This is a genomic window from Draconibacterium mangrovi (genome assembly GCF_010586825.1).
Lineage (GTDB): Bacteria > Bacteroidota > Bacteroidia > Bacteroidales > Prolixibacteraceae > Draconibacterium > Draconibacterium mangrovi.
Genome location: NZ_JAAAGB010000001.1, coordinates 1,332,030 through 1,356,139, shown reverse-complemented (window position 1 = coordinate 1,356,139; position 24,110 = coordinate 1,332,030). Strand labels below are relative to the sequence as shown.

General features: G+C 41.7%; 22 protein-coding genes. 7 read left to right on the top strand and 15 right to left on the bottom strand.

What is annotated here, in order from left to right; translation table 11 throughout:
• Positions 1–260 precede the first annotated feature (260 nt).
• The 3 genes from G4420_RS05575 (at position 261) to G4420_RS05565 (ending at position 3,639) form a co-directional block, all read left to right on the top strand.
• Positions 261–1,598, top strand: coding sequence for a Gfo/Idh/MocA family protein (locus tag G4420_RS05575; protein WP_163322558.1), 1,338 nt, complete (start codon positions 261–263; stop codon positions 1,596–1,598).
• Between the two features lie 127 nt (positions 1,599–1,725).
• Complete coding sequence (locus G4420_RS05570; RefSeq protein WP_163322557.1) at positions 1,726–2,745, top strand: DUF6807 domain-containing protein; 1,020 nt, start codon at positions 1,726–1,728, stop codon at positions 2,743–2,745.
• A 24-nt stretch (positions 2,746–2,769) separates the two neighbouring features.
• Positions 2,770–3,639, top strand: coding sequence for a sugar phosphate isomerase/epimerase family protein (locus tag G4420_RS05565; RefSeq protein ID WP_163322556.1), 870 nt, complete (start codon positions 2,770–2,772; stop codon positions 3,637–3,639).
• A gap of 141 nt (positions 3,640–3,780) precedes the next feature.
• Here G4420_RS05565 and G4420_RS05560 read toward each other — a convergent pair whose 3' ends face one another.
• The 8 genes from G4420_RS05560 to G4420_RS05525 form a co-directional block, all read right to left on the bottom strand.
• Positions 3,781–4,350 (bottom strand): YdeI/OmpD-associated family protein, encoded by a 570-nt coding sequence (locus G4420_RS05560; protein ID WP_163322555.1) that lies wholly within the window; start codon positions 4,348–4,350, stop codon positions 3,781–3,783.
• A gap of 93 nt (positions 4,351–4,443) precedes the next feature.
• Positions 4,444–6,030, bottom strand: a complete 1,587-nt coding sequence (locus tag G4420_RS05555) for a M56 family metallopeptidase (protein WP_163322554.1) — start codon at positions 6,028–6,030, stop codon at positions 4,444–4,446.
• A gap of 2 nt (positions 6,031–6,032) precedes the next feature.
• Positions 6,033–6,410, bottom strand: coding sequence for a BlaI/MecI/CopY family transcriptional regulator (locus tag G4420_RS05550; RefSeq protein WP_045025909.1), 378 nt, complete (start codon positions 6,408–6,410; stop codon positions 6,033–6,035).
• Between the two features lie 169 nt (positions 6,411–6,579).
• Positions 6,580–7,296 carry a fibronectin type III domain-containing protein gene (locus G4420_RS05545; RefSeq protein ID WP_163322553.1) on the bottom strand — a complete coding sequence of 239 codons (717 nt, stop codon included), beginning with the start codon at positions 7,294–7,296 and terminating at the stop codon, positions 6,580–6,582.
• 192 nt (positions 7,297–7,488) lie between these two features.
• Positions 7,489–8,196 carry a hypothetical protein gene (locus G4420_RS05540; RefSeq protein WP_163322552.1) on the bottom strand — a complete coding sequence of 236 codons (708 nt, stop codon included), beginning with the start codon at positions 8,194–8,196 and terminating at the stop codon, positions 7,489–7,491.
• Between the two features lie 191 nt (positions 8,197–8,387).
• Positions 8,388–11,729 (bottom strand): transcription-repair coupling factor, encoded by a 3,342-nt coding sequence (gene mfd / locus G4420_RS05535; RefSeq protein ID WP_163322551.1) that lies wholly within the window; start codon positions 11,727–11,729, stop codon positions 8,388–8,390.
• A gap of 82 nt (positions 11,730–11,811) precedes the next feature.
• A complete protein-coding gene (locus G4420_RS05530) occupies positions 11,812–12,195 on the bottom strand; it encodes a hypothetical protein (protein WP_163322550.1) in 384 nt (127 codons plus the stop codon).
• Between the two features lie 36 nt (positions 12,196–12,231).
• Positions 12,232–12,792 carry a peroxiredoxin gene (locus G4420_RS05525; RefSeq protein WP_163322549.1) on the bottom strand — a complete coding sequence of 187 codons (561 nt, stop codon included), beginning with the start codon at positions 12,790–12,792 and terminating at the stop codon, positions 12,232–12,234.
• 126 nt (positions 12,793–12,918) lie between these two features.
• On the opposite strand from G4420_RS05525, the gene G4420_RS05520 reads away from it, so the two are divergent.
• Entirely contained in the window at positions 12,919–13,335 is a 417-nt protein-coding gene (locus G4420_RS05520; protein WP_163322548.1) for an LIM domain-containing protein, read from the top strand.
• Here the strand turns inward: G4420_RS05520 and G4420_RS05515 are convergent.
• The 7 genes from G4420_RS05515 to G4420_RS05485 all read right to left on the bottom strand — a co-directional run bounded on the left by G4420_RS05515 (position 13,332) and on the right by G4420_RS05485 (position 19,690).
• Positions 13,332–14,075 (bottom strand): hypothetical protein, encoded by a 744-nt coding sequence (locus G4420_RS05515; protein ID WP_163322547.1) that lies wholly within the window; start codon positions 14,073–14,075, stop codon positions 13,332–13,334. The two genes, G4420_RS05520 and G4420_RS05515, sit on opposite strands and share 4 nt — an antisense overlap.
• A gap of 83 nt (positions 14,076–14,158) precedes the next feature.
• On the bottom strand, positions 14,159–14,893 hold the full coding sequence (locus G4420_RS05510) for a hypothetical protein (protein WP_163322546.1): 735 nt from the start codon (positions 14,891–14,893) through the stop codon (positions 14,159–14,161).
• 3 nt (positions 14,894–14,896) lie between these two features.
• A complete protein-coding gene (locus tag G4420_RS05505) occupies positions 14,897–15,349 on the bottom strand; it encodes a GNAT family N-acetyltransferase (RefSeq protein WP_163322545.1) in 453 nt (150 codons plus the stop codon).
• A gap of 291 nt (positions 15,350–15,640) precedes the next feature.
• The gene (locus G4420_RS05500) at positions 15,641–16,069 is read right to left on the bottom strand and encodes an endonuclease domain-containing protein (protein WP_163322544.1); all 429 of its coding nucleotides are present in this window, start codon (positions 16,067–16,069) and stop codon (positions 15,641–15,643) included.
• 12 nt (positions 16,070–16,081) lie between these two features.
• Entirely contained in the window at positions 16,082–17,440 is a 1,359-nt protein-coding gene (locus tag G4420_RS05495; RefSeq protein WP_163322543.1) for a GntP family permease, read from the bottom strand.
• Positions 17,441–17,470: 30 nt separating this feature from the next.
• Positions 17,471–18,598 carry a Gfo/Idh/MocA family protein gene (locus G4420_RS05490; protein WP_204273600.1) on the bottom strand — a complete coding sequence of 376 codons (1,128 nt, stop codon included), beginning with the start codon at positions 18,596–18,598 and terminating at the stop codon, positions 17,471–17,473.
• Between the two features lie 60 nt (positions 18,599–18,658).
• On the bottom strand, positions 18,659–19,690 hold the full coding sequence (locus tag G4420_RS05485) for a galactitol-1-phosphate 5-dehydrogenase (protein WP_163322542.1): 1,032 nt from the start codon (positions 19,688–19,690) through the stop codon (positions 18,659–18,661).
• A gap of 443 nt (positions 19,691–20,133) precedes the next feature.
• Between G4420_RS05485 and G4420_RS05480 the strand changes: the two genes are divergently transcribed.
• The 3 genes from G4420_RS05480 to G4420_RS05470 are packed head-to-tail and all read left to right on the top strand — an operon-like array spanning position 20,134 to position 23,579.
• Positions 20,134–20,823: a succinate dehydrogenase cytochrome b subunit gene (locus tag G4420_RS05480; RefSeq protein ID WP_163322541.1), complete on the top strand. Its 690-nt coding sequence runs from the start codon at positions 20,134–20,136 to the stop codon at positions 20,821–20,823.
• Positions 20,824–20,839: 16 nt separating this feature from the next.
• Positions 20,840–22,780 carry a fumarate reductase/succinate dehydrogenase flavoprotein subunit gene (locus tag G4420_RS05475; RefSeq protein WP_163322540.1) on the top strand — a complete coding sequence of 647 codons (1,941 nt, stop codon included), beginning with the start codon at positions 20,840–20,842 and terminating at the stop codon, positions 22,778–22,780.
• A 37-nt stretch (positions 22,781–22,817) separates the two neighbouring features.
• Positions 22,818–23,579: a succinate dehydrogenase/fumarate reductase iron-sulfur subunit gene (locus tag G4420_RS05470; protein WP_163322539.1), complete on the top strand. Its 762-nt coding sequence runs from the start codon at positions 22,818–22,820 to the stop codon at positions 23,577–23,579.
• The last annotated feature ends 531 nt before the right edge of the window (positions 23,580–24,110 follow it).

The following is a 24,110-nucleotide window of genomic DNA, read 5'->3' as shown; positions in this document are numbered from 1 at the left end:
AGTTACTTTATAGCCGACATTCTAAAGACTTCAACTTCATAAAAAGGTAAAGATCATATCAATAAGGTCAAATTGAGTTTTAGCTGATCCAGAGTCTTAGCGCAGTAAAGAATTTCTGCTTTTATAACAGCCAGCGAATTTTGATAATATGCTAAAAGGCATACGAATGTTGTTAATTCTTTGGAATAAAGTTAATAGTTTTAAGCTGCGTTAACGTTAACGGTGTTCATTTTCAAATTAAACCAACATAAACCAATAAAATGAAAGAATCAAGAAGATCATTTATTAAAAAAACTGCCGCTGCAAGCACGGTAGCCATTGTAGCGCCTACCATTGTTTCTGCAAAAGTATTTGGTGCAAACGACCGTATAAATGCCGCCGTTTTGGGGGTGAATGGAAGAGGAAAAAGTCACATTCAGGGTTTTATGGCGCAAGACAATGTTCAGGTTACGACGTTATGTGATCCGGACATGAATCTTTTAAAAGAACGTCAGATAGAATTCAAAGAAAAGTATGGAGACAATGTGGCTCTGGAACAAGACCTTCGCAGGGTGATGGACGACAAAGACATTGATGTGATTAGTATTGCCTCGCCAAACCATTGGCATGCATTGTCTGTAATTTGGGCCTGCCAAGCCGGAAAAGACTGTTATGTTGAAAAACCGGGTTCGCATAATATTTGGGAAGGCCGCAAAATGGTTGAAGCTGCCGAAAAATACGATCGTATTGTTCAGCACGGCGTACAATTACGCAGTTCGCCGGCCGTAAACGAAGCTATTCAGTTAATGCGCGATGGTTATATCGGACGTGTTTATATGGCGCGTGGTTTGGTTTTCCGTTGGAGAGGCGACATTGGCGACCAGGGATTTTCTGCTGTTCCCGATGGTTTAGACTACGACCTGTGGACAGGACCGGCACCTAAACGACCTTTCACCAAAAATCTGGTTCACTACAACTGGCATTGGCACTGGGATTATGGAAACGGCGATGTGGGTAACCAGGGAATTCACGAAACCGATTTATGTATGTGGGGACTGGATGTTGGTTTGCCTACAAAAATTACATCGATGGGGGGAAAATTCCTTTGGGACGATTGCAAAGAGGTACCTGAAGTGTTGACTTCAATTTATCATTATCCTGATGAAGGAAAGATCATTCAGTTTGAGGTACGCCCTTGGTGTACCAATACTGAAGAAGGAGCAACTGTTGGTAATATTTTCTACGGCGAAAAAGGAATTATTGTAGTGGATGGTTACGATAAATACAAATCGTATTTGGGACAGAACCGAGAACCCGGAAAATCAGGCGACGATGGTGGTATCGCAGCAACCGGAATGGACAGGGGAGCAGGTGGTACCGACAGACACTTTACTAATTTTATTGACGCTGTTCGTGCCCACGACAAAACCCTGTTAAATGCACCGGTTGAAACAGCACACCTCTCTTCCGGGTTGGCACATTTGGGTAACATTGCTTATCGTTTGGGTAAAGTGCTGACGTTTAATCCTCATGCCGAACAGTTTGTAAATGATCCGGAAGCAGATGAAATGCTTACGCGGAATTACAGGGAAGGTTATGTTGTTCCAAATATGGTGTAGCACTCTCCTTTCTATATTTAAATTAATCAATTGAACTTGAGCAAAATGCGATGTAATCCAACCGAGGTTACATCGCATTTCCAGCCATATAAATACCAAAACTATGAAATTTAAAACGCTACTGATAATGGCAATTACAGCTGGCTCCTTACTCCTGTTTAGTAATTGTAATTCGCAACAAATCATTGATATTAAGGTTGATGAGGCCGCAAAGAAGATCGACGTAAACATCGATGGAAAGTTGTTCACGTCATACATCTATCCTGACAATATTATGAAACCGGTGTTGTGGCCTGTAATGTCGCCTGCCGGAAATATGCTTACACGCAGTTTCCCTCTGATAAACAAGGAAGGCGATCGGACAGATCATCCGCACCATGTTGGAATATGGTTGAATTACGGCGATGTAAACGGGCTCGATTTCTGGAACAATTCAGAAGCCATTCCTGCTGATAAAAAGGGGGATTATGGTGTTATTTACCATCAATCAGTAAAAAAAGCCAAAGGTGGCAAAGGGAAAGCAGTTCTTGAAACTGAATCGGTTTGGAAATCTCCTGATAATACGGCCATGCTTTCCGACGATACAGAATTCACATTTACGGCAAAAGAAAACATTCGAATAATCGACCGCACAACCACTTTAAAAGCACTTATCGATGAGGTGAAATTTACCGACAATAAAGAAGGTATGTTTGCCATTCGTGTGGCTCGCGAACTGGAGTTACCAAGCGACAAACCAACCAAATTAATGGATTCTCACGGTGTAGTTACCGAAGTGAAAAACATGGACAACACCTATGTGAAAGGCAATTACCGAAGTGCAGAAGGTGTTGAAGGCGGAGATGTATGGGGCACCCGCGGTCGCTGGATGAAATTGTCGAGCGAAATTAAGGGCGAACCTGTTTCATTGGTTATTATCGATCATCCTAAAAATGTGGGATACCCTACCTATTGGCATGCGCGCGACTATGGTTTGTTTGCGGCCAATACGCTGGGACAGAAAATATTCTCGAATGGCGAAAAAGAATTGAACTTCAGCCTGAAAAAAGGCGACTCGGTTACGTTTAAATACCGGCTGGTGGTTGCTGCCGCCGATTTAAGTGATGATGAAATTAATAAGCTGGCAGATGAATATGCCGGAAAATAATGGGCATGCTAAAAAATTAAAGTAATGAATCAATCGCGAAGAAAATTTATACAGAATAGTTTTATTGCCGGCGCCGGACTGAGTTTGGTCGATCCAATGGCGGCTCAGGCCATGTTGCGCAAATCGAAAATGAAACTGGGTTTGGTAACCTACCAGTGGGGAAAAGACTGGGATTTACCAACCTTAATTGCGAATTGCGAAAAAACAGGTTTTATGGGTGTCGAACTTCGTACGGAACATGCCCACGGAGTAGAAACAGTGTTGAGCCAGAAAGAGCGGCTAGAAGTTAAAAAACGGTTTGCCGACAGTCCGGTAACTTGTGTTGGCTACGGGGCAAACTTCGATTATCACCACGTTGATCAGGACCTTGTAAAAAAGAATATTCAGGATACCATTGAATACCTGAAATTGTGTGCCGATATTGGTGCCACCGGTGTAAAAGTGAAACCAAACGGCATTCCAACCGAAGTACCAAGAGAAAAAACTATTTCGCAAATTGCAGCTGCTTTAAACGAGTGTGGTAAAGCTGCTAAAGATTTGGGGCAGGTAATTCGCGTTGAAGTGCATGGTAATGTTTCGCAGGAAATACCAAACATGAAAGCTATTTTTGATCAGGTGACTGAAAAAAGCGTAAAAATGTGCTGGAATTGTAACGAACAGGATTTACTTCCGCCGGGACTGGAAGCCAACTTTAATTCGGTGAAAAAATACTTTGGCCATACGGTGCACATTCGCGAACTCAATGTAGGCGACTACCCTTATCAGCAGCTCATGGATTTATTTGTGGGCATGAAATACGATGGATGGATATTGCTGGAAGCCCGCACTTCTCCGACGGATCGAATTTCTGCAATGAAAGAGCAACTGGATATTTTTAATAAAATGATTTCCTAGCATTTTTAAAATATTATCAGGATTTCTGCTAAGAATATTGTAACAAGAGGAAGGGTGTGCATGCTAATATGTACGCCTTTCTTTTTTTCTTGGATGGTGTTAATGTTTTGTTGCTAGTTATACCGGAAAACCACAGTGAGTTTACTTTAAACCAAGTTTCTTCCCCGATTTTAAAAGTTGTATCGATTCCGAAATCCGCTTTTCTTTTGTCTCGTCACGTTTAGCCATGTTAATCCAGGCGGTAAACTGGTTTTTGTGGTTTGTTGCCAGCGACTCGAAAAATACTTTAGCTTCAGGATTTTGGTTTAAAGCTGTTTTAAACTCATCAGATATTGTATGGCTAATCTTAAGATGAGAATAACCCTTTTTCCAATTTCCGTTTTGTTTGGCAGCTTCTACAAGTTTTAAACCCTGAGGTTTCATTTTTCCTTCTTTCAACAATTCGGCAACACGTTTTTTGTTTGATTCCGACCAAATACTTTTGGCATTTCGTGGCGTAAATCGCCGGGAATAACATTCATCGTCAATACGGTTTATCAAGCCGTCGATCCAGCCGTAGCACAGTGCAGTTTTTACCGAGTCGTCGTATGAAATGCACGGTTTCCCAGTGTGCTTTTTGTAGTAAAGCAGAAATAATTCCTTTTCCTTATCGTGGTTCTGCTCCAGCCACTTTTCCCAATCGCTATTGCTCCTGAAATACTTTTTTTGCATGGTTCGGTTTTTGGTGAATAGGCACAAGTTTAAAAAAACACCCGATGACCAAAAGTCAACGGGCGTCAAAATGGTTATTCTTGTTTTCTGTTCTTATTTAAACTCTACATGCATCATGTATTTAACAGGAACAGCTTTGCCGCGCTGTTTACCCGGTTTCCAGTCTTCCAGTTGGCTTGCAATGGCGTATGCTCCTTTTGCTGCAGCGTCGTTGTCTTGCTCAACAATTTTTATGTCGCTTACTTCGCCTTTAGCATTTACCGTAAACAACACTTTAGCTTTTCCTTTTATATTTTTAGCAGAAGCCAATTTGTTTTGCATCTTGTAAACAAAGTTGTTCAAGGCCTCTGATCCTCCCGGATAACTTGGCATATCTTCAACAATGTAAAACATTTCATCGTCAGATGGTGGCGGAGGAGGTGGCGGAGGAGGAGCCATCTTGTCATTGTTGTTCACAGCAAGTAGTTCAGTGGCAAGTCCAATTCCAATTATTTCATCCTCCATTTTGTAGTTGCGTTTGTACACCTCACCATCTTTCCCCGACAGAATTCCCATGTAATCGTCAACAATGGTTTTTTTACCCACAAAGGAAAGCACGATTGCTGTCTTTTCTGGGATTTCGAGTGTAAACCGGCCTTGCAAGTCGGTAACACATCCCGTTGTTCCACCTTTAACAACCACGGAGGTTCCGGGTAAAGGTTCGTCGTTTTCATCAACTACCAGACCTGAAATCTTCAATGTTTTAGTAACTGAAGTTGGCTGATTGGCTATTTCCGGTTCATTTAACTCCTGCATCCGGTAATCCGGTTCGGCAAAAGCGAATAACAACAGCGCAAGTGCGGGCAGTGCCCAGGTAAATCGTATCAGCCGGCGGGCCGATGTTTTCTTTTTCGTCATCATTTTTAATCGATTTGTGCTTAGGGCAAAATTCAGGTTATTGGTGATGCCAATAATTTGCATGCCCATCAGCTGGTTTACTAATAAAGCCTGGTAGCGGCCCACAGTGTGTCCCTGCGCAAGAACACCTTTGTCGGCCAGGTACTCATGGTTTTGTTTAATTGCTCGTTCAAACATCCAAATAAATGGGTTGAACCAAAAGATGACTGTTAACAGTTCTATAAAAAGCAGGTCGAACCAGTGATTCTCACGAATGTGCACTTTTTCATGAGCCAGAATTTCCGGCAGGTCGTCCTGTGTATGAAATTTCGGATTTATAAATACAACGTTGAAAAATGAGAAGGGGAGTCCGTATTTTTCGTTTTCCACCACGCGCATGCCGTTTAAAGATGTTACGCGGTATTTTATCATTAAATGAATAAGAACAAAAGTTTGGGTAAGCAAACGAAGCAGAAAAATTGCTGCTCCTGTGAGGTATATCAACAGAATTGCTTGTTGCCAGCCAAATATTGTGGTACTTTCTTCGGTTGCTTTAAAAACAGGAATATTTTTAAAGGTATCGGCAATGGTATGCGCGCCGGTTTTTGCACCTTCAGTTGCTTCGATAAAAACCTCGTAACGAACCGGTAGTAAAGGAAGCAGAATGGCCAAAAGCAATGATCCTATCAGAAACCAGCGGTTGGCTGCATGAAACGTTTCGTTGCGAAGAAACAACCAGTATACCAGGAAGAAAAGAACAATTCCTCCCGATGCGTTTAATAAATAGAACAGAGAAGTTTCCATGGCTAGTCGTTCTTTTCTTTGTTTAATTCGTTTTCTGTCATCTTTAGCATTTCTTCCAGCTCTTCAATTCCCAGGTTGTTCTCTTTGGCAAAAAAGGTGGCCATTTTCGGGAACGAGCCGTTGAAGTAGTTTTTCAGTAGAGATGAAAACTGGACTTTTGTGTAGTCGGTTTTACTAACTGCAGGCGAAAAAAGATTCGTATTTCCAATCTTTTTATGGGTAACAAATCCCTTTTTCTCCAGAACATTTAAAACGGTTGCCACAGTTGTGTAGGCTGGTTTATCATCGCCAAATTCGTCGACTACCTGTTTAACAACTCCCTCTTTTAAATTCCAGAGAATATGCATTACCTGTTCTTCCGCTTTTGTTAATGTTTTCATCCTTTAAATTGATTATATACTCGTACAAAGTTATTTTCTACTACAAACATAGTACTAAAAATTTAGAAACAAAACTATTTTAATAGAAAAACTACTATAGAAATAGTAATTAGAAAAAGAGCACAAAAAAACCGCCTGAAAAACAAGCGGTTGTATTGATTTTTTTTTTTTAGTCTTCAAAGATGAATTCTTCCGAAGCTATTGCAATTGTCTCTATCTGATAGAAGAAATTAGCATTGGTTGCACCGTCTTCAAATACCATTGCCTGAACTTCAATAGTATAGGTTTCGCCGGTTGTTAATGATGTTTCCCATGATCCTGTACTTTGGTTAGCAGTGAAACTATCCTCATCATCTGCCAGAATGTAGCTGTTAAAAACTATTTCATCGTCTTCATTTAAAATCTGAACAGCATAACCTTGCGCATCATCATTGTTGCTCCATTCAACGTAAACCGATTCGCTGCTGGTTGTTACACCAACTGAATCGATCGTAGGGATATCCACATCTGTAAAAATATGATTTTCAGTGGCTGTATATTCTACACCGTTGTTAAATACCAAAAAATCATAGTTTTCTGTTGCCGGAGCAGTTGTGGAAAAGTCTTCAGTTGAAGCGTCATAAGAATAGGTAAGTTTTTGCGCATCTGCCGGTGAAAGTGTAAGCGTTGAATCGCCGGGAAAGTCAACGCTGGCCGAATCCATTTTCATGTTGGCGTAGGCGTAATAGCTTAACGCAAATTTTTCTTCGCCATCGATTGTTCTTTTAAAGGTAACAACCTCACCTCCAAAGTTAAATGGTTCCGGATCATTATCGTTACATGCCCAAAACCCGGTTACAATAAACGCTAGTAAAACTAATTTGCCAATTTTCTGAATGTTAATCATTTGTCTTTGTTTTTAAAATTTAATTTGAGTTATTCTGATTTCTTTTATCTATTGGTAGATGCAATTGGGCTAACAATAGTTGCTTGGCAAATTGTTTTTTTTCGATTGTGATGAATTTCGGCGATGAGCTTACGAAAAGGCACAAAAAAAACCGCCTGAAATACAGACGGTTGATTTATTATTGCAAATTGTTTATTGCCATGTAACTTCTTGCTCGGTAACAGCAACTTCCTGAATGTTTTTAGCCGCATTTAAACTGGTGGCATCATCTTCATATCTAATTGTCAGGAATTCTATCGTATAAACATTACCTGGCTCCGGGGTTTCGTACCACGCGCCTGAAGCTGCGTTTGTACCAATATCTAAACGAACCATTTGTTCTGGTAAGGCTACGCTAAAGAAAGCGATGTCGCCACTTTGGTTAATCAATCTGATTTGATAACCTTCTGCAACGCTATTGGTTTCCCACTGTACGCTTAAAACGTTATTTACCATATCTGCCGAAGAAATGGGTGTAAAATCAATATCATCGAAATCAAGCAAGTCAGTAGATTCGTGGGTAATGTCCTCGTTTATCACTAAAAACTGGTAATTGCCCTGAACAGGGGCAGCGGTGCTGTATTCGGCCAATGCAGGCTCTTTTGCGTAAGTATTTAGATTTTCAGAAGCCGGATCCAGAGTAAAATTCGCAGCAGTGGGAGTTGTAACTTCTGCGTGGCTCATTGGCTGGTTACCCCAGGCTACATAAGCGTTGGCGTATTTTACTTCATCGTTAATGGTACGTTTAATTACATAAACATCGCCAATCACCTCGAAAGGCACGGAGTTGTCATCATCGCTACAGGCAAAAAAACCGGCAACAATTAAAAAGATCGTTAGTGTTTTTCCAATTTTCATCATTGTGTCCATATTTCTAATTTTAAAAGTTATGCTGAGTTCAATTATTTGTTTGATGTAGTTTTTATCGATTTGGTTGTCTTGAAATGCCAATATCGGGATTTTTTTTTAAACAACATCTACTAAATGCATCAATTTGAGTGTATTGAAAACGTTAAGCTTCCCAATAAATTGCATTTTATTTGAAGTGGCGATCAACTTTTTAGTTCATCAATAATCTCACGAAGTATGTAATCAGCCGTTTCTACATTCGGAACATTTGAAAAACTGAGTGTTAGTTTTCCATTTGTTTCTTTCATCCGGCCTTTCGATTTTCCTTTTTGTACGTACTGCACAATTTTAATAAAATCGCCCGATTGATAGAACGACGACTTCTGATCGGAAACAAAATAGCAGATCATTTTCTTGTTTTTCAGAATGATCCTTTCCATGCTCAAATCGATGGCTTTCCAACGCAGCGGCAGAATGTCGATCAGTTCGCGGCTTTCGCGCGGAAGTTCTCCAAAACGGTCTTGCAATCCTTTGGTAAAATTGTCCAGCGCTTCCTTGCTTTCAATATTATCCAGCTCGCGGTACAGCATCATGCGCTCCGAGTTTCCCGGAATATAATCGCTCGGGAAAAGCAGTTCCATGTCGGTGTCGATGGTACAGTCGTTTACGTATTTAATATTCAGGAAAGCCTGCGATTGCGCCTTGTCTTCTTCGGCAAACAAATCTTTAAACTCGTCGTGCTTTAACTCCTGAATGGCTTCGTTTAAAATGCGGTGGTAGGTTTCGAAACCAATGTCGGCAATAAAACCACTTTGTTCGGCGCCCAGCATATTTCCCGCACCACGAATATCGAGGTCTTGCATGGCAATGTTAAAACCGCTGCCCAGTTCCGAAAACTGCTCGATGGCCTGTAAACGCCTGCGCGCTTCGGCACTAACCGTTGAAAGTGGAGGTGCAATCAGGTAACAGAATGCTTTTTTGTTCGAGCGGCCAACACGGCCGCGCAACTGGTGAAGGTCGCTTAAGCCAAAATTCTGCGCGTGGTTAATTATTATCGTATTGGCATTCGGTATGTCAAGCCCCGATTCGATAATTGTTGTTGCAATCAGCACATCGAATTTGCCATTCATAAAATCGAGCATCACTTTTTCCAGCTTCGGCCCTTCCATTTGCCCGTGGCCAACCACTGTTTTTACACCCGGAACAATACGTTTTATCGTTTCTTCAACCTCATAAATATTCTGAACTCTGTTATGAATAAAGAAAACCTGCCCATTTCGATCTATTTCGTAAAGGATGGCTTCTTTTATCATCTGCTCGTTAAAACCGTGCACCTCGGTAACAATGGGGTAACGGTTGGGTGGCGGCGTTTGTATAATCGACAAGTCGCGGGCACCCATTAGCGAGAATTGCAAAGTACGTGGAATTGGCGTTGCTGTTAAAGTCAGGGTATCGACATTTACTTTAAACTGCTTCAGTTTTTCTTTTACCGAAACACCAAATTTCTGCTCTTCATCAATAATCAGCAATCCCAGGTCTTTAAACTTCACATCTTTGCTCACCAAACGGTGCGTACCAATTATTATGTCGGTTTTTCCGTCGGCAACATCTTTTAATGAAGCTTTTACCTGGGCGGTAGATTTCAGGCGGCTTACGTAATCAATTTTTACCGGGAAATCCTGCAAACGCTCGGTAAAGGTTTTAAAATGCTGAAATGCCAGGATGGTTGTTGGCACCAAAACGGCTACCTGTTTGCTGTCGGTAACGGCTTTAAAAGCCGCACGGATGGCAATTTCCGTTTTTCCAAAACCAACGTCACCACAAACCAGTCGGTCCATCGGCATGGTTTTTTCCATGTCCTCCTTCACGGCTGCAGTCGACTTTTCCTGGTCGGGTGTATCTTCGTAAATAAACGATGCTTCCAGCTCGGTTTGCAGGTACGAGTCGCGCGAAAAGGCATAACCTTTCTCAGCACGTCGTTGGGCATACAGGGCAATCAGTTCTTTGGCAATATCCTTCACCTTCGCCTTGGTGCGGTTTTTCATTTTTTGCCATGCACCGGTGCCCAGTTTGTTAATTTTGGGCTCGCTACCGTCTTTGCCTTTGTATTTCGAAATGCGGTGCAGCGAGTGAATACTCACCAGCAGCGAGTCGTTATCTTTATAAACCAAACGAATGGCTTCCTGCATTTTTCCGTTTACTTCGGTGCGCGCCAACCCTGCAAATTTCCCAATTCCGTGATCGATGTGAACCACATAATCACCCGGGTGCAGTTTATTCAGTTCTTTTAATGAAATTGCTTCGCGTTGCGCTTTTCGGTTTTTCAATTTAAAACGGTGGTAACGCTCAAAAATCTGGTGGTCGGTGTAAAAACAGGCTTTTAGTTCGTGATCGATAAAACCTTCGTGCAGTACAAAATTCACCGGATTGAAGCTGACTTTAACGCCCGTATCTTTAAAAATCGTTTGTAGTCGCTCTATCTGTTTTTCCTGGCTGGAGAGAATAAACAGCTCGTAACCGTTTTTTTGGTGATCCGTCAGATTCGATACCAGCAATTCAAAATTTTTGTTGAAAACCGGCTGGCTCGAAGTGGCAATTTCTATTTTTTCATTGGCAGAAAAAGCCAGGTCGTTACCAAAATCAAAAATAGTTTTTGCCTTTAATTGCTTTTCTAATTCGGCAGGAGTTAAAAGTAGATCAACAATATCTTCCTCTTCACGAGCAATAATTGTTTGGCGGTGCAGTTCTGCCATCCGGTCGACAAACGGGTTAGTATTATTACCAAACCACAGGCTTTCTTTTTGCTGAAACTCGATAAATGAAATCCGCTCGCCTTCAACCGAGCTGTTTTGAATATTCGGAACAATGGTAATGTGGCTTAAGCGCTCTTTCGACAGTTGGTTTTCGATATCGAAACTGCGGATAGAATCTACTTCATCTCCAAAGAAATCGAGGCGAAAAGGATCTTCGTGCGAAAACGAAAAGATATCGACAATACTTCCGCGCACCGAAAACTGTCCGGGTTCATACACAAAGTCTACCCGCTCGAAACCGTATTCGTACAAAAACTCGTTGATAAAGTCGATAGAGATTTTATCGCCGCTTTTTACCTGCAGCGTATTGTTTTCGAGGCTTTCGTTAGAGATCACTTTCTCGATGATCGCCTCGGGATACGAAATAACAAAGTAAGGCTTTTCAGCAGCTGAGAGCAGGTTCAAAACCTCGGTACGTTGCACAATGTTTTCCTGCTCCGGATTATCGTATTGCACCGATCGTTTGTACGACGAGGGCAAAAACAGCGTGTTTTCAGCTAATCCCAGGTTGTTCAGATCGTCGAAAAAATAGGCTGCTTCCTCTCTGTCGTTAAGCAATACAACACAATTTTTTTGAGTTTCCTGAAAGATGTTGGCCAGTAATACGGTTTTGGCAGACCCAATAAGCCCATGCAGGTGAATTTTTTCACCCGGGGGGGCAGCGGCTTTTTTTAGAACTTTGGCTATAGCGCTATGCCCCTCGAAATATTTTAGAAACGTGGTTGTTTCCAAACTATAAATTTTTGGCAAAGATAATTTTTAACACACAGACGAAAATAAAAAGGGAGCAAATTTGCTCCCTTTTTTATTCTAGTCAATTCTTTTTACCATTGAGATGATAAACAAGCTTTACCACCCCACTTGGTGTAATAACAGCCCGTTCATCCTTTAAGATCAGATCAACATCACCATCTCCATCGGTATCAGCACTCAGCGATATTTTTACGACGGCGAATGGCATTGCCAAATTAAGTAAAGGATCGTCCGAATCTAATTGAAAAGTTAGGATTCGCGTAAAATTGCCCGAAGGAGTAATTTTAATCATCTCTACACCTGATTCCAGCGTAAACGAAATCACATCGTTTCCGAAAGTAATGGTAACATCCGTGTTAATCGTTGGTTTTTGTGCAAATGTACTGTAAGAAGTTGCAAGAGACAAAACAAAAACCAGTGTAAATAGTGCACATAATTTTCTCATCTTCTATTAAGTTATGGGTTTGTAAATCAGTGCAATTTAAGAATTGTTTTTTATAAAATCTAAAATTTCGGCAGAGTCTTTTATTGCATCTACTTCTGTATTCTTATAAACAATTGTTCCTTTTTTGTCGATTATGAATGTCCAGCGTGATGCTGTAGCCCCTCGAACCAAGTCAAAACTATGGCCATCAATTTCGCGGGTAATCGTACCTCCATCGCGTAACGGAACTCCGAATTTTTTGGCAATCTCACCATTTTCATCCGATAATAAAGGGAAATTAAGGTCGTTGGCCTTTTTAAAAAGTTTTAGCCCCTCAACATTGTCGCCGCTAATTCCAACTACAACGGCGTTGGCTGCATCAATCTGCGTTTTCATGTCGCGGTAGGCACAGGCTTGTTTAGTACAACCACCGGTCATAGCTGCCGGATAAAAATAAACCACAATAAATTTGTCGCCCAAATAATCGTTTACATTCCATGTTGAGCCATCGTCGGCCACGGTAGAAAACGACGGTGCTTTGTCGCCAACATTTAATTCCTGCGAAAAACTGCCAATAGATATGCTTAGTAAAAGTGCTGCAATTACAACTAATTTCATGACTAAATATTTTAATGTATGTCATTAATACAGATTAGTTTAAAAAATGTTTCTGCTAAGTATAATTTTTTATGAACTATACTGTAAAACATCAAAAAGGCATTTGAAATTATTTAATTTTAAACGATGGGACATGCTTATTCATATCGTTGCGATCATTGTGGTTTTACCGAAAGGTTTAATCAGGGGCACGGATTTCTGGTTCACTCGCAGCCGGTTAGCAGCTACCTGAAACTACGCACCCGGATATTTCATTACAAAACGCACAATCTGCTCCGGAAGATGGCACAGGCCTCGGACAAGATGCATTTAAAAGCCGGTTTCCAGGTTTATAAATGCCCGCATTGTAAAACTTTGTATGATAAAATTGAGGTGACTGTTTTTGATGACGACGCAGTGGTGCATAAAAGCGAATTCCGGTGCCGCGATTGTAATTCACGACTAAAACTTACCAATATTCATCGGCTGAAAAAGGCAATTTGTCCGCGTTGCAGGCAGCGTACTTTTCATCGCGATTACGCACAGCACGAACTTTGGGATTAGATTTTTTCTTCACACTCGGCCTGATATTCGGCAAAAGTTTGGTTTGTTGGGTATTTTTTTGTGAGAATTTTAAAATGCTGCAGACCAACTTCGGGTTTGTCCTCAATTTTCTGGTACATACGAGCCAAAAAGAAATCGGCCACTGTATTTAAGATCACATTATCTTCGGAAGCAAATTTTTCCATTCGCTTTAGTTTCATTTCGCGGGCTTCCGATTTTTTGGCGTTGGCAAAAAAGTTAATGTTCTCGATGTATTGATACATGATCACATAACTTTCGAAAAGCTTTTGTTCGTCGCCCGAAAAAGGCGGGTCTTCCTTTTCTATAGCTGCAATCAGATCCCTGATATCCGATCGTGCCGAAAGCATGCCAAATATGTTGAATTTCTTCTTTTCGTAACGCAGCTGGTAAGAGCGAACAATAATCTGTAGCATCTTTTTCTCGTAAGTATCGGTTTCGGGCAGCAACGATGCGTCGATCAGTTCATCAAGCTGTTCCGAGTTTTCTTTTGAATAGGTGGTGCGGTATTTCCACCAGTGCAGATCGAGGTTCAGAAAAGTACGGTAGAATTCGCTCAGCTCGTCCTTCCCGATTGTGTAAGTTTTTTCAGCTTCGGTAAGGTTTTGTTGGTAGATTAAGGTGAAAATGCGGTTGGCAATGCTGTCGTTATTTGCATCATTTGCCCATGTCGACAGGCTAAAGCACACCAGAAAAATTGAAAAAAATACCCTTTGAATCATCTCAAAAATTTTGTGTAAAGTAAAAAGTTTCTTTGATCAAAACTTTCGGATGAAAGAGAAAATTGTGCAAAATGTTTGAAAACCTAATTCAACTGCTCATTACATTCATCCAGCAGCTCTTTAAACTTTATATTTTCGGGGAAGTTTTTGTGCAGCCATTGAAAGTATTCAACTGCATTTGTCGCATTGTTCTCGTATTTCAGCCATGTTTTTCCCAGGAAGTAGGCAACCAGGGTTTTTGTAATTCGGCTTTCCGATTGGTATAAGCGGGTCATGGTTGTTAATGCTGCGCTGCAGTTTTCTTTTTTGTCGGAAGCAAAAAACGGTTTCAGATAATTATCGAAATACTGAAATAGGGCGGAATACAACTGGTACATTTCCTGCTGCCCGGGCGGTAATGCTTCGTTGGGTTTCAGCGCGGTAAAAAGCGCCTTTGTTTCCTGCCGGGTTGAAATAGCTTTAATCAGTTTAAAACGTTTGAGTTCGTAACGCAACTGATACGACAAGGTAACCAGCCGAATCGCCTGTTGTGTGGATGATGCAGGAATGCCTGGAGAAAGTTGCTGCAAATCGTTTTCAAAAGCCGGGTAATCAGGCGTGTCGGTGCCGGTAACATTTTTCCAGTAACTCATGTCAACCGAAAGAACGGCGAAAAGAACAGAGTCGATATGGTTTTTGTTGGTGCGAAGCATTTCTTCTGCTTTGGAATAATGCTGGTTGTACATTTCGTTAAAAATGCGTTCAACAAGGCTATCCTGCGGGGAGGCAAAAACCTGACTGCCCAGAATAAGAAATAGTAGAATTACAATTTTTTGCATCTGTTAGTTGACTTTGTTTTCAAACAACATTCCGTAATGCGGAATACCATCTTCAAGGTACTCGTCGGTTACGATTTTAAATCCCAGGTCTTCGTAAAATTTACGCAGGTATTTTTGGGCGCTGATCTTTATTTTATCAGGCTTCCAGTTTTCCAGTATATAAGTTTTGGCTTCTTCCATCATCTGAATTCCCAGCCCTGATCCGCGCTCCGATTCTTTAACCACAACACGCCCGATGGAATAATCGTTAAAACGTGTACCCGGTTTTAGTAAACGCGAGTAGGCTACAATTTCCCCGTCTTTTTCCATGAACTGATGGATGGCATCCTTATCTAACCCATCCAAATCGTTGTAAACACAGTCCTGCTCAACCACAAAAATTTCGGCTCGAAGCTGCAGAATATTATAGAGTTCGGATGTTGTTAGTTGGGTGAAATGTTTGAATTTAAAAGTCATAGTAACAGCTTGGAGCAAGGCGCCAGGCGCAAAGCGATTTGTTGTGCAATGATAATAAATTTTGATTATTCATATGACCCCTAAATCCCCAAAGGTGACTTTTGGCCGGTGAATAGAATTGGCGGTCTGGAAATTATACCACAGCCTGATTCCTCTCCGCCAAATGGCGGAAGGTTAGGTGGGGTGTAGTAATTGAATGTTTTTATCAATAACCATTCTGACCCCTAAATCCCCAAAGGGGACTTTTGGGCGGTTACAAAAATTTACGCCCCGAGCTTTAATCCATCGGCTTTATTCCTTCCGCCGGCTGTCGGGGAGGTTGGGTGGGTTTAATTTGTCAACTTCATTTTTTATCTTGAGAACTACTTCTTCAATATCATTTTCAATCTCTTCATTCGTAAAACGTACAACTCTGTATCCAATTGCAGCAAGCCTTTTGGTTCGCTCGTTGTCTTCTGCTTTTTTGAACAAATGGATTTTTCCATCCACCTCAATGATCAGTTTTATGGAAAGTGCGACAAAATCAGGAATGTAAAAATCGATGATGTGTTGTCTTCTGAATTTTACGCCAAGTTGTTTATTTCGTAGATTTTTCCAAAGCATATTTTCCGCTTTGGTCATTTCATTTTTAAGTTTTTCCCTTTCGTCTTTATACTTTTTATAGAAATCAGAGTTGGCAGTCTGCCAGCGTGGTTTGTTGTTTGGGTTATCTGAATCCATAATCTGTTGCAGTTAAACAAACATACTAGCCAACATCGTAAAACCCAGTCCGCAAACCGCAATTATCGATTCCATAACCGTCCAGCTTTGCAGGGTTTGTTTTTCGTTCATGCCAAAATATTTACCAACCAGCCAAAATCCACTGTCGTTTACATGCGATAATAAGGTTGCTCCCGATGCAATAGATAGTACCACCAGTGCACGTTGCGGATCGTTTAACCCGAATTCGCTTAATATTGGTGCAATTATCCCCGCTGCGGTAATCATGGCAACAGTTGCTGAGCCTTGTGTTACCCGTACAATAGCTGCTAAAATCCAGGCCAGTAAAATAGGTGGAAGTGCGGAATTTGCCATCGATTCGGCCATCATTTTACCGATTCCCGAATCAACCAATATTTGCTTGAGTACGCCTCCTGCGCCGGTTATTAAAATAATAATACCCGCCGGACCAAGTGCCTTGGTGCTCAGATCGAGAATCTTTTGTTTTGACATTCCTCTTTTTACACACAAAACATAAATGGCAATTAAAGTGGCAATTATCAGCGCCGAAAACGGATGCCCGATAAACTCAACACCATCTGTCAGCATTGATTTTTCGATCACTCCTTTTTCAACAAGTAGCGAGGATAAGGTATTTAGTAAAATTAATACAAGTGGTATTGAAATAATTAGTGCTATAACGCGAAACGAAGGAAGGTTTTTGTCTTCTTTTTCTTCTTCGGAAGAATTTAAAAACTCGGCGGGAGGTAAAATGTGTATTTTCTTTGAAATGTATTTTCCCCAGAGAGGACCCGCGATTACCGCCGTTGGAAATCCGAGCAGAACACCAAAGAATATAACCCAACCCAACTGGGCATTTAATATATCAGCAACAGCAACCGGGCCAGGTGTTGGAGGAATAAAGCTATGAGTAACAGCAAGTCCAGCTAGAAGCGGGATGCCGTAATAAAGCAACGACTTTTGGGTGTCTTTCGACAAGGCATAAATAATAGGTACCAGGATGATAAATCCCACATCGAGAAAAACCGGAATGGCTACAATGAATCCGGTGATCACCATCGCCCATGATGCCTTTTCTTTTCCGAACTTTTTCACCAAAGAGTGGGCGAGCGAAATGGCACCTCCCGAACTTTCAAGCATTTGGCCGAAAATGGCGCCCAGGCCAACCACCGTAGCCACAAAACCCAGCGTGCTTCCCATACCGTCCTGAATGCTCTGAAGAATATCTTTCAGCGGCATTCCGGTGAGAATTCCAACATATATTGAAATGATAAGTAATGAAATAAATGCACTGATTTTTAAGTTGAGCACCATAAGAAGCAGTAGTGCAACTGCTGAGGTGACCAGGAAAAAGATAAAAAATGTTGACATCGTTTTTAGGTTTAGTTTGTGTAAATTCAGCTATCGCAGCCTTCCGTCCATATCATGTCGCCCTGTTTCGGGTTGTAGTGGAAATTTTACCGGCCGGTTGTCGCGAGTTGATCGATAAATTGCCGTAAACAGCTCAACTGTTTTTCTTCCTTCTTCTCCGCTTACCAGGGGATCGGTATTATTGTTTAGAGCCGCCAAAAAATCTTCAATTTGTTTTTCCATGTAATAAACCGTTGGATCGACGGATTGAAAAAAAGCAGCATCTTCTTTTTTCCATTTATCGAGGTATTGTTCTTCACCGGGAACAGTCCAGATGTCGTTTACAGGTGGTTCCAGTATCCCCGACATTCCGGCAATAAACATAGCCCCGCCGTCTGTTTGAACGCCCACCGAAGCACCATTGTCGCCATGCACATGTACTTTCCCGTAAATCCCGGGTTTGGTCGAATTACTAACGAGAATGTTGCCAATCCCGCCATTTTTGAATTTTATAATTGCCACCGCCGTGTCTTCCACTTCGATGTAAGGGTGATTCAGGTTTTTCGAAACGCCGTAAACCTCATCAATTTCGCCCATGTACCACAACAAAATATCCAGTTGATGCGGAGCCTGGTTGACCAAAACTCCACCGCCTTCCATTTTCCAGGTTCCCCGCCAGGCGTCTGAATCGTAATAGGCTTTATCGCGCCAGCCAAGCATGTTTACGGTTCCAAAAACAGGCTTTCCGATTTTACCATCGTCGATTGCGGTTTTTATTCTTTTAACAGGTTCGTACCATCGTCGCTGACTGATAACTCCAAGTTTAACACCATTCTTTTTACAGACACTTATAATTTCGTCAGAATCAGCAAGTGTTGATGCCAGCGGTTTCTCAACCAAAACATTCGCTCCGGCCTCAGCTGCTTGCAGGGTTGGTCCGAGGTGAAAAGGATGAGGAGTGCAAACGATGACCAGGTCAATTTTCTTATCGGAAACAAGTTTTGAAATATCGGTAAAGGCTTCGATGTTGTATTTGGAAGCGAAGCTTTTTGCCGTTTCCGGGTTTCGGCTCCAAACGCCTGATAACCGGGCATTGGGAATATTTTGGATGGCTTTGGCATGGAGATGAGCTACTTTTCCGCAACCCAGAATGGCTATGTTGAACAGATTTTTTTTCAAGATAAGTTGAGTTTTATGGTTTACTTTGATTTAGGTATTTTCGGAAAGGAATGAAGGATTTTATGGTACTAGAATAACTTTTTTCAAACCGGCTTCTTTGTTGTACAATCGCTTAAACCAATCGGCGCCCTCTGATAGAGGAGCAACAGCCGAGATCATTTCATCCACCTTGATTTTTCCGGCATCAATAAGTTGAAGCACTGTTTCATATTCTCCCCTGATGGCACAGCTTCCCAATATTTTTATTTCGCGGGTAACCACACTTTGAAGAGGGAAATTGATGTTGGCAGAAAGGTTTCCAACCAGCACCACTTTTCCTCCCTTTCTCACAATTTCGATGGCATTATTAACGGTCGGTTCAATACCAACAGCTTCGAAAACATGGTCGATTCCGCGTGAATTTGTTCGGGATAAAACCTCTTTTATCAGATTATCTTTGTTGTGATTCAGAATGACTTCAGCGCCAAATTTTTTTGCCATATCCAGTTTTGAACTTTCAACATCAATAGCAAAAAGTGGCGAGGCATTGGAAAGCGACAAAAGTTGAATAAGGAACAAACCGATCATTCCTGTACCGATGACTGCAGCACTTTCACCCAATTGTAATCCCGATTGCTTAATGGCATGAAGTGCAACGGCAGCTGGTTCAACCATGGCTGCCTGCTCAAACGAAACATTATCGGGCAGTCTGTACAAAATATGCTCCGGCACCGTTACATATTCGGCAAAAGCACCGTGTTTTTTGTATGTACCCGGCGACACGCCAAGCACTTGTCTGTTCTCGCTTAAATTGTAATGTCCGTTCAAAGTGTACCAATCATTTAAAGGATATATCGTTGAGTCGAAGGTTACCCTGTCGCCAATATTCCAGCCTGACACTTCGCTTCCCAGAGCTGTGATAACTCCCGAAGCTTCGTGCCCCATAATAATCGGTGGTTTTCTTCTTCCGGTGCTACCGTCCATTCCATGAACATCGGAGCCGCAAATTCCGCAGGCTTTTACTTTTACGAGTACTTCATTTGGGGCCGGAACGGGTTCGGCAACCTCTTTATAAACCAAATCATTGTAATTTTCGAGTACCAGTGCCTTCATACTTTTTTAATCTGATAGTTGGATTTAAATATAGATATATGAACGGACGTTAGCAAGTTAACAACAGAACTCTTTTTGCATTCTGATAAATACGGATGCATCTTAAATTTCGGGTAGGTCATTCCAACCTTGTTTCGGAATTTCTGTGATACAAAGCATCTTAATCCGTGAATTAACAGACATCATTAGGAATCGAGGTTGGATGGTTGAACTCATGTCCAAAAAAAGGGATTGAAATTTCTGTCTTTCTTCCGATTTATCTCCTTACTCACTTCCAAAATCTCATTATTCAAACGCTGTATTTAAACCCAAGATTAAATCATTTGTAGAAACATTTTAAATTAGCTATTTTAGATTGCCTTTTTTGCTGGTATATTTGCGTTCGTCTACATTTGTGGCGCTTTAAGCAAAATTCAGAATCAACCAAAAATAAATAATAGATTATGAGCAAATTTTTAACAGCCTCGATTGGAAGAAAATTTGTGATGAGTCTGTCGGGATTATTCCTGGTAGTGTTTATCGCAGTCCACTTGGGCCTCAACTTATTACTGATTTTTGACAACAGCGGTGATTTGTTTAATCAGGGAGCTCACTTTATGGCTACTAACCCCCTGATTAAGATTATGGAACCTATCCTCGGATTAGGTTTTATCATTCACATTGTTTGGTCATTCTTCCTCGAGTATCAAAACTGGAAAGCACGCCCGGTTAAGTATGCAAAAAAGAACATGAGCGGAGCAAGCTCGTGGGCATCTCGTAACATGCTGGTTTTAGGCGGTTTGGTTTTGGTATTCCTTATCATCCACATCATTAACTTCTTTGTTAAGATGAAGTTTACGGGTGATCCGCTTTTGGCCGAAGTAACCATCAACGGCGAGCACATGCACAATGCGTACGCTTTGGTTTCGTCTGCCTTTATTAACAGCGCTGCACTGGGTGTTTTCTACATTCTTGGTGGTGCTTTGCTGGGATTTCACCTGTCGCATGGTTTCTGGTCGGCTTTCCAAACCTTAGGTTTAAACAACAAACATTGGTTAAAGCGCTGGAAAGTTATTGGTACGATTTACGCAATTCTTATTGCAGTGGGTTACGCCGTTATTCCACTTTATTTCATGTTAGGATTGTATAAATAAAAAAGAGGAAAGAATTATGAGCATTTTAGATAGTAAGATACCTGAAGGGCCGTTGGCAGAGAAGTGGAGCAAACACAAAGCTGCCATTAAAGTAGTGAGCCCTGCTAACAAGCGTAAATTAGAAATTATTGTTGTAGGTACCGGTTTAGGTGGTGCCTCGGCAGCTGCTTCATTAGCAGAATTAGGATACAAAGTAAAAGCATTTTGTTACCAGGACAGCCCGCGTCGTGCGCACTCTATTGCTGCACAGGGTGGTATTAATGCTGCAAAAAACTATCAAAACGATAACGACTCGGTTTATCGTTTGTTCTACGATACAATTAAAGGTGGCGACTACCGTGCACGCGAAGCTAACGTTTATCGTTTGGCCGAAGTTTCGCCAAATATTATTGACCAGTGTGTTGCACAGGGTGTACCTTTTGGCCGCGAATACGGTGGTTTGTTAGATAACCGTTCGTTTGGAGGTGTGTTGGTAAGTCGTACGTTCTATGCACGTGGGCAAACCGGTCAGCAGTTATTAATTGGTGCTTACCAGGCCTTAAACCGCCAGATTTCGAAAGGTGCCGTTGAAATGTACAACCGCCACGAAATGTTGGATTTGGTTAAAATCGACGGAAAAGCTCGTGGTATTATTGCCCGCGACCTTGTTTCGGGCGAAATTAAACGTTTTGGTGCACATGCAGTAGTTGTAGCTACCGGTGGTTACGGAAACGTATTCTTCCTGTCGACTAATGCAATGGGAAGTAACGGATCGGCAGCTTGGCAGTGTTACAAACGTGGTGCTTTGATGTCGAACCCATGTTTTGTACAGATTCACCCTACTTGTATTCCTGTTCATGGCGATCAGCAATCGAAACTGACGTTGATGTCGGAATCGTTGCGTAACGATGGCCGTGTTTGGGTTCCAAAGAAAAAAGAAGATGCAGTAAAATTGCAGAAAGGTGAGCTTCACCCGAACGATATTGCTGATGAGGATCGTGATTTTTACCTGGAAAGAAGATATCCTTCGTACGGTAACCTTGTACCTCGCGACGTTGCATCGCGTGCTGCAAAAGAACGTTGCGATGCCGGATTTGGTGTAAACTCGGAAGGTAAAGCAGTTTTCCTTGATTTTAAATATGCCATCGATCGTTTGGGTAAAGGTGTTATTGAAGCACGTTACGGAAACCTTTTCCAGATGTACGAAAAGATTACCGATGTTGATCCTTACAAAGCGCCAATGATGATTTACCCGGCTATCCACTACTCAATGGGTGGTACCTGGGTTGATTACAACCTGATGACAACCGTTCCTGGTTTGTACTCTATTGGTGAAGCTAACTTCTCTGATCACGGTGCTAACCGCCTGGGTGCTTCGGCACTGATGCAAGGGTTGGCCGATGGGTATTTTGTGTTGCCATATACTATTGGTGATTACCTGGCTGATGAAATTATGACGCCAATGGCCGACACAAACGCTCCTGAGTTTGCTGAAGTTGAAAAAGACGTAAAAGATCGTATCGAGAAATTATACAACATTAAAGGTTCGAAACCGGTTGATTATTTCCACAAAAAACTCGGACAGGTAATGTGGGATTACGTTGGTATGGCCCGTAATGCTGAAGGCTTGCAAAAAGCGATCGATATGATTAAGGAAATTCGCGAAGAATTCTGGAAAGACGTTCGTATTCCTGGTGAATTGGATAACCTTAATCCTGAGTTGGAGAAAGCTGGTCGTGTTGCCGATTTCTTCGATATTGGTGAGTTGATGGCTCGCGATGCACTTGATAGAAACGAATCGTGTGGTGGACACTTCCGTGAAGAGTCGGCTACCGAAGAAGGTGAAGCAAAACGTAACGACGAAAAATTCACTTACGTATCGTGCTGGGAGTACAAAGGAGAGGGCGTTGAGCCGGATATGCATAAAGAAGATTTGGTATTTGAGAATGTGAAGCTTACGCAGCGTTCTTACAAATAATCGATCGAATAATTATAAATCATAAATCTGTAAGATTATGGCTGATAAGATTCTAAAAAAACTCAAAATAAAAGTTTGGCGTCAAAAGAATGCCAAATCAAAAGGTAAATTCGAAACATATACAATCGAAAATATCTCAACCGGGTCTTCTTTCCTTGAAATGATGGATATCCTGAATTTCCAGCTCATTGAAGAAGGAATTGACCCAATTGCTTTCGACCACGATTGCCGCGAAGGTATCTGCGGTACTTGTAGTCTTTACATCAATGGACGTCCGCACGGACCAGACACCGAGGTTACTACCTGCCAGTTGCACATGCGTAAGTTCAAAGATGGCGAAACCATTGTTATTGAGCCTTGGCGTGCGCGTGCTTTCCCGGTAATTAAAGACCTTGTGGTTGACCGTACTGCTTTCGAGAAAATTCTTCAGGCTGGTGGTTTCGTATCGGTAAATACCGGTGGTGTTCCTGATGCGAATACAATTCCTATTCCGAAAGATGACGCTGAAGAGTCAATGGATGCAGCAGCATGTATTGGTTGTGGTGCTTGTGTAGCAGCTTGTAAAAACTCGTCGGCTATGTTGTTTGTTTCGGCAAAAGTTTCGCACCTGGCAAAATTGCCACAAGGTAAAGTTGAAGCTGCAAGCCGTGCTAAGAACATGGTATCGAAAATGGATGAACTTGGTTTTGGTGGATGTACCAACACGCAGGCTTGCGAGGCCGAGTGTCCGAAAAGTATTTCGATTACAAACATTGCGCGTTTGAACCGCGAATACCTGAGAGCAAGAATTAGCGAATAAGAAAATTCAAGCTATAAAGTTGAAAAGCCTTCTCAGTTTCTGGGAAGGCTTTTTGTTTTTTGGGATTACTTGGTTCATCCGAGAAAACTTCAGTTTGCTTTTGTAGCTTTTGTCTTCATGCCAGACGGGCAGTTCCTTTTGCATTCGTTCAAAAGGAACTGCCGATTTATCGGGATTAAAAAATAACCTTTGCATTTTTTTAATGTAACCAGATAGCCCGACTGACGGATTTTTGACGAGCCCACACGAAGCTTTAAACAAACAGTTTTTTTTGCCGGCGTTTCATCTTTGGAACGGCCTCTATTAATCTTTGCCTGGAATTGAAATAAAACCTTAGAGAGAGCGGGAAGCTCCGAAGAATTGAGGAGATCACCCGTCCGAGCTTAGGTTTTATGAAAATGTAAGGTGAAGGTTAATAGTAGCCTTGATTTTTCTGCTTCGTCTTTGCATTAAGGCAAAGATGAAGGCCTCCGGCAGGAAAAAGTTAAGAGAAATTTCACTTTCATTGTTATTGTTGAGCTTCAATAAACG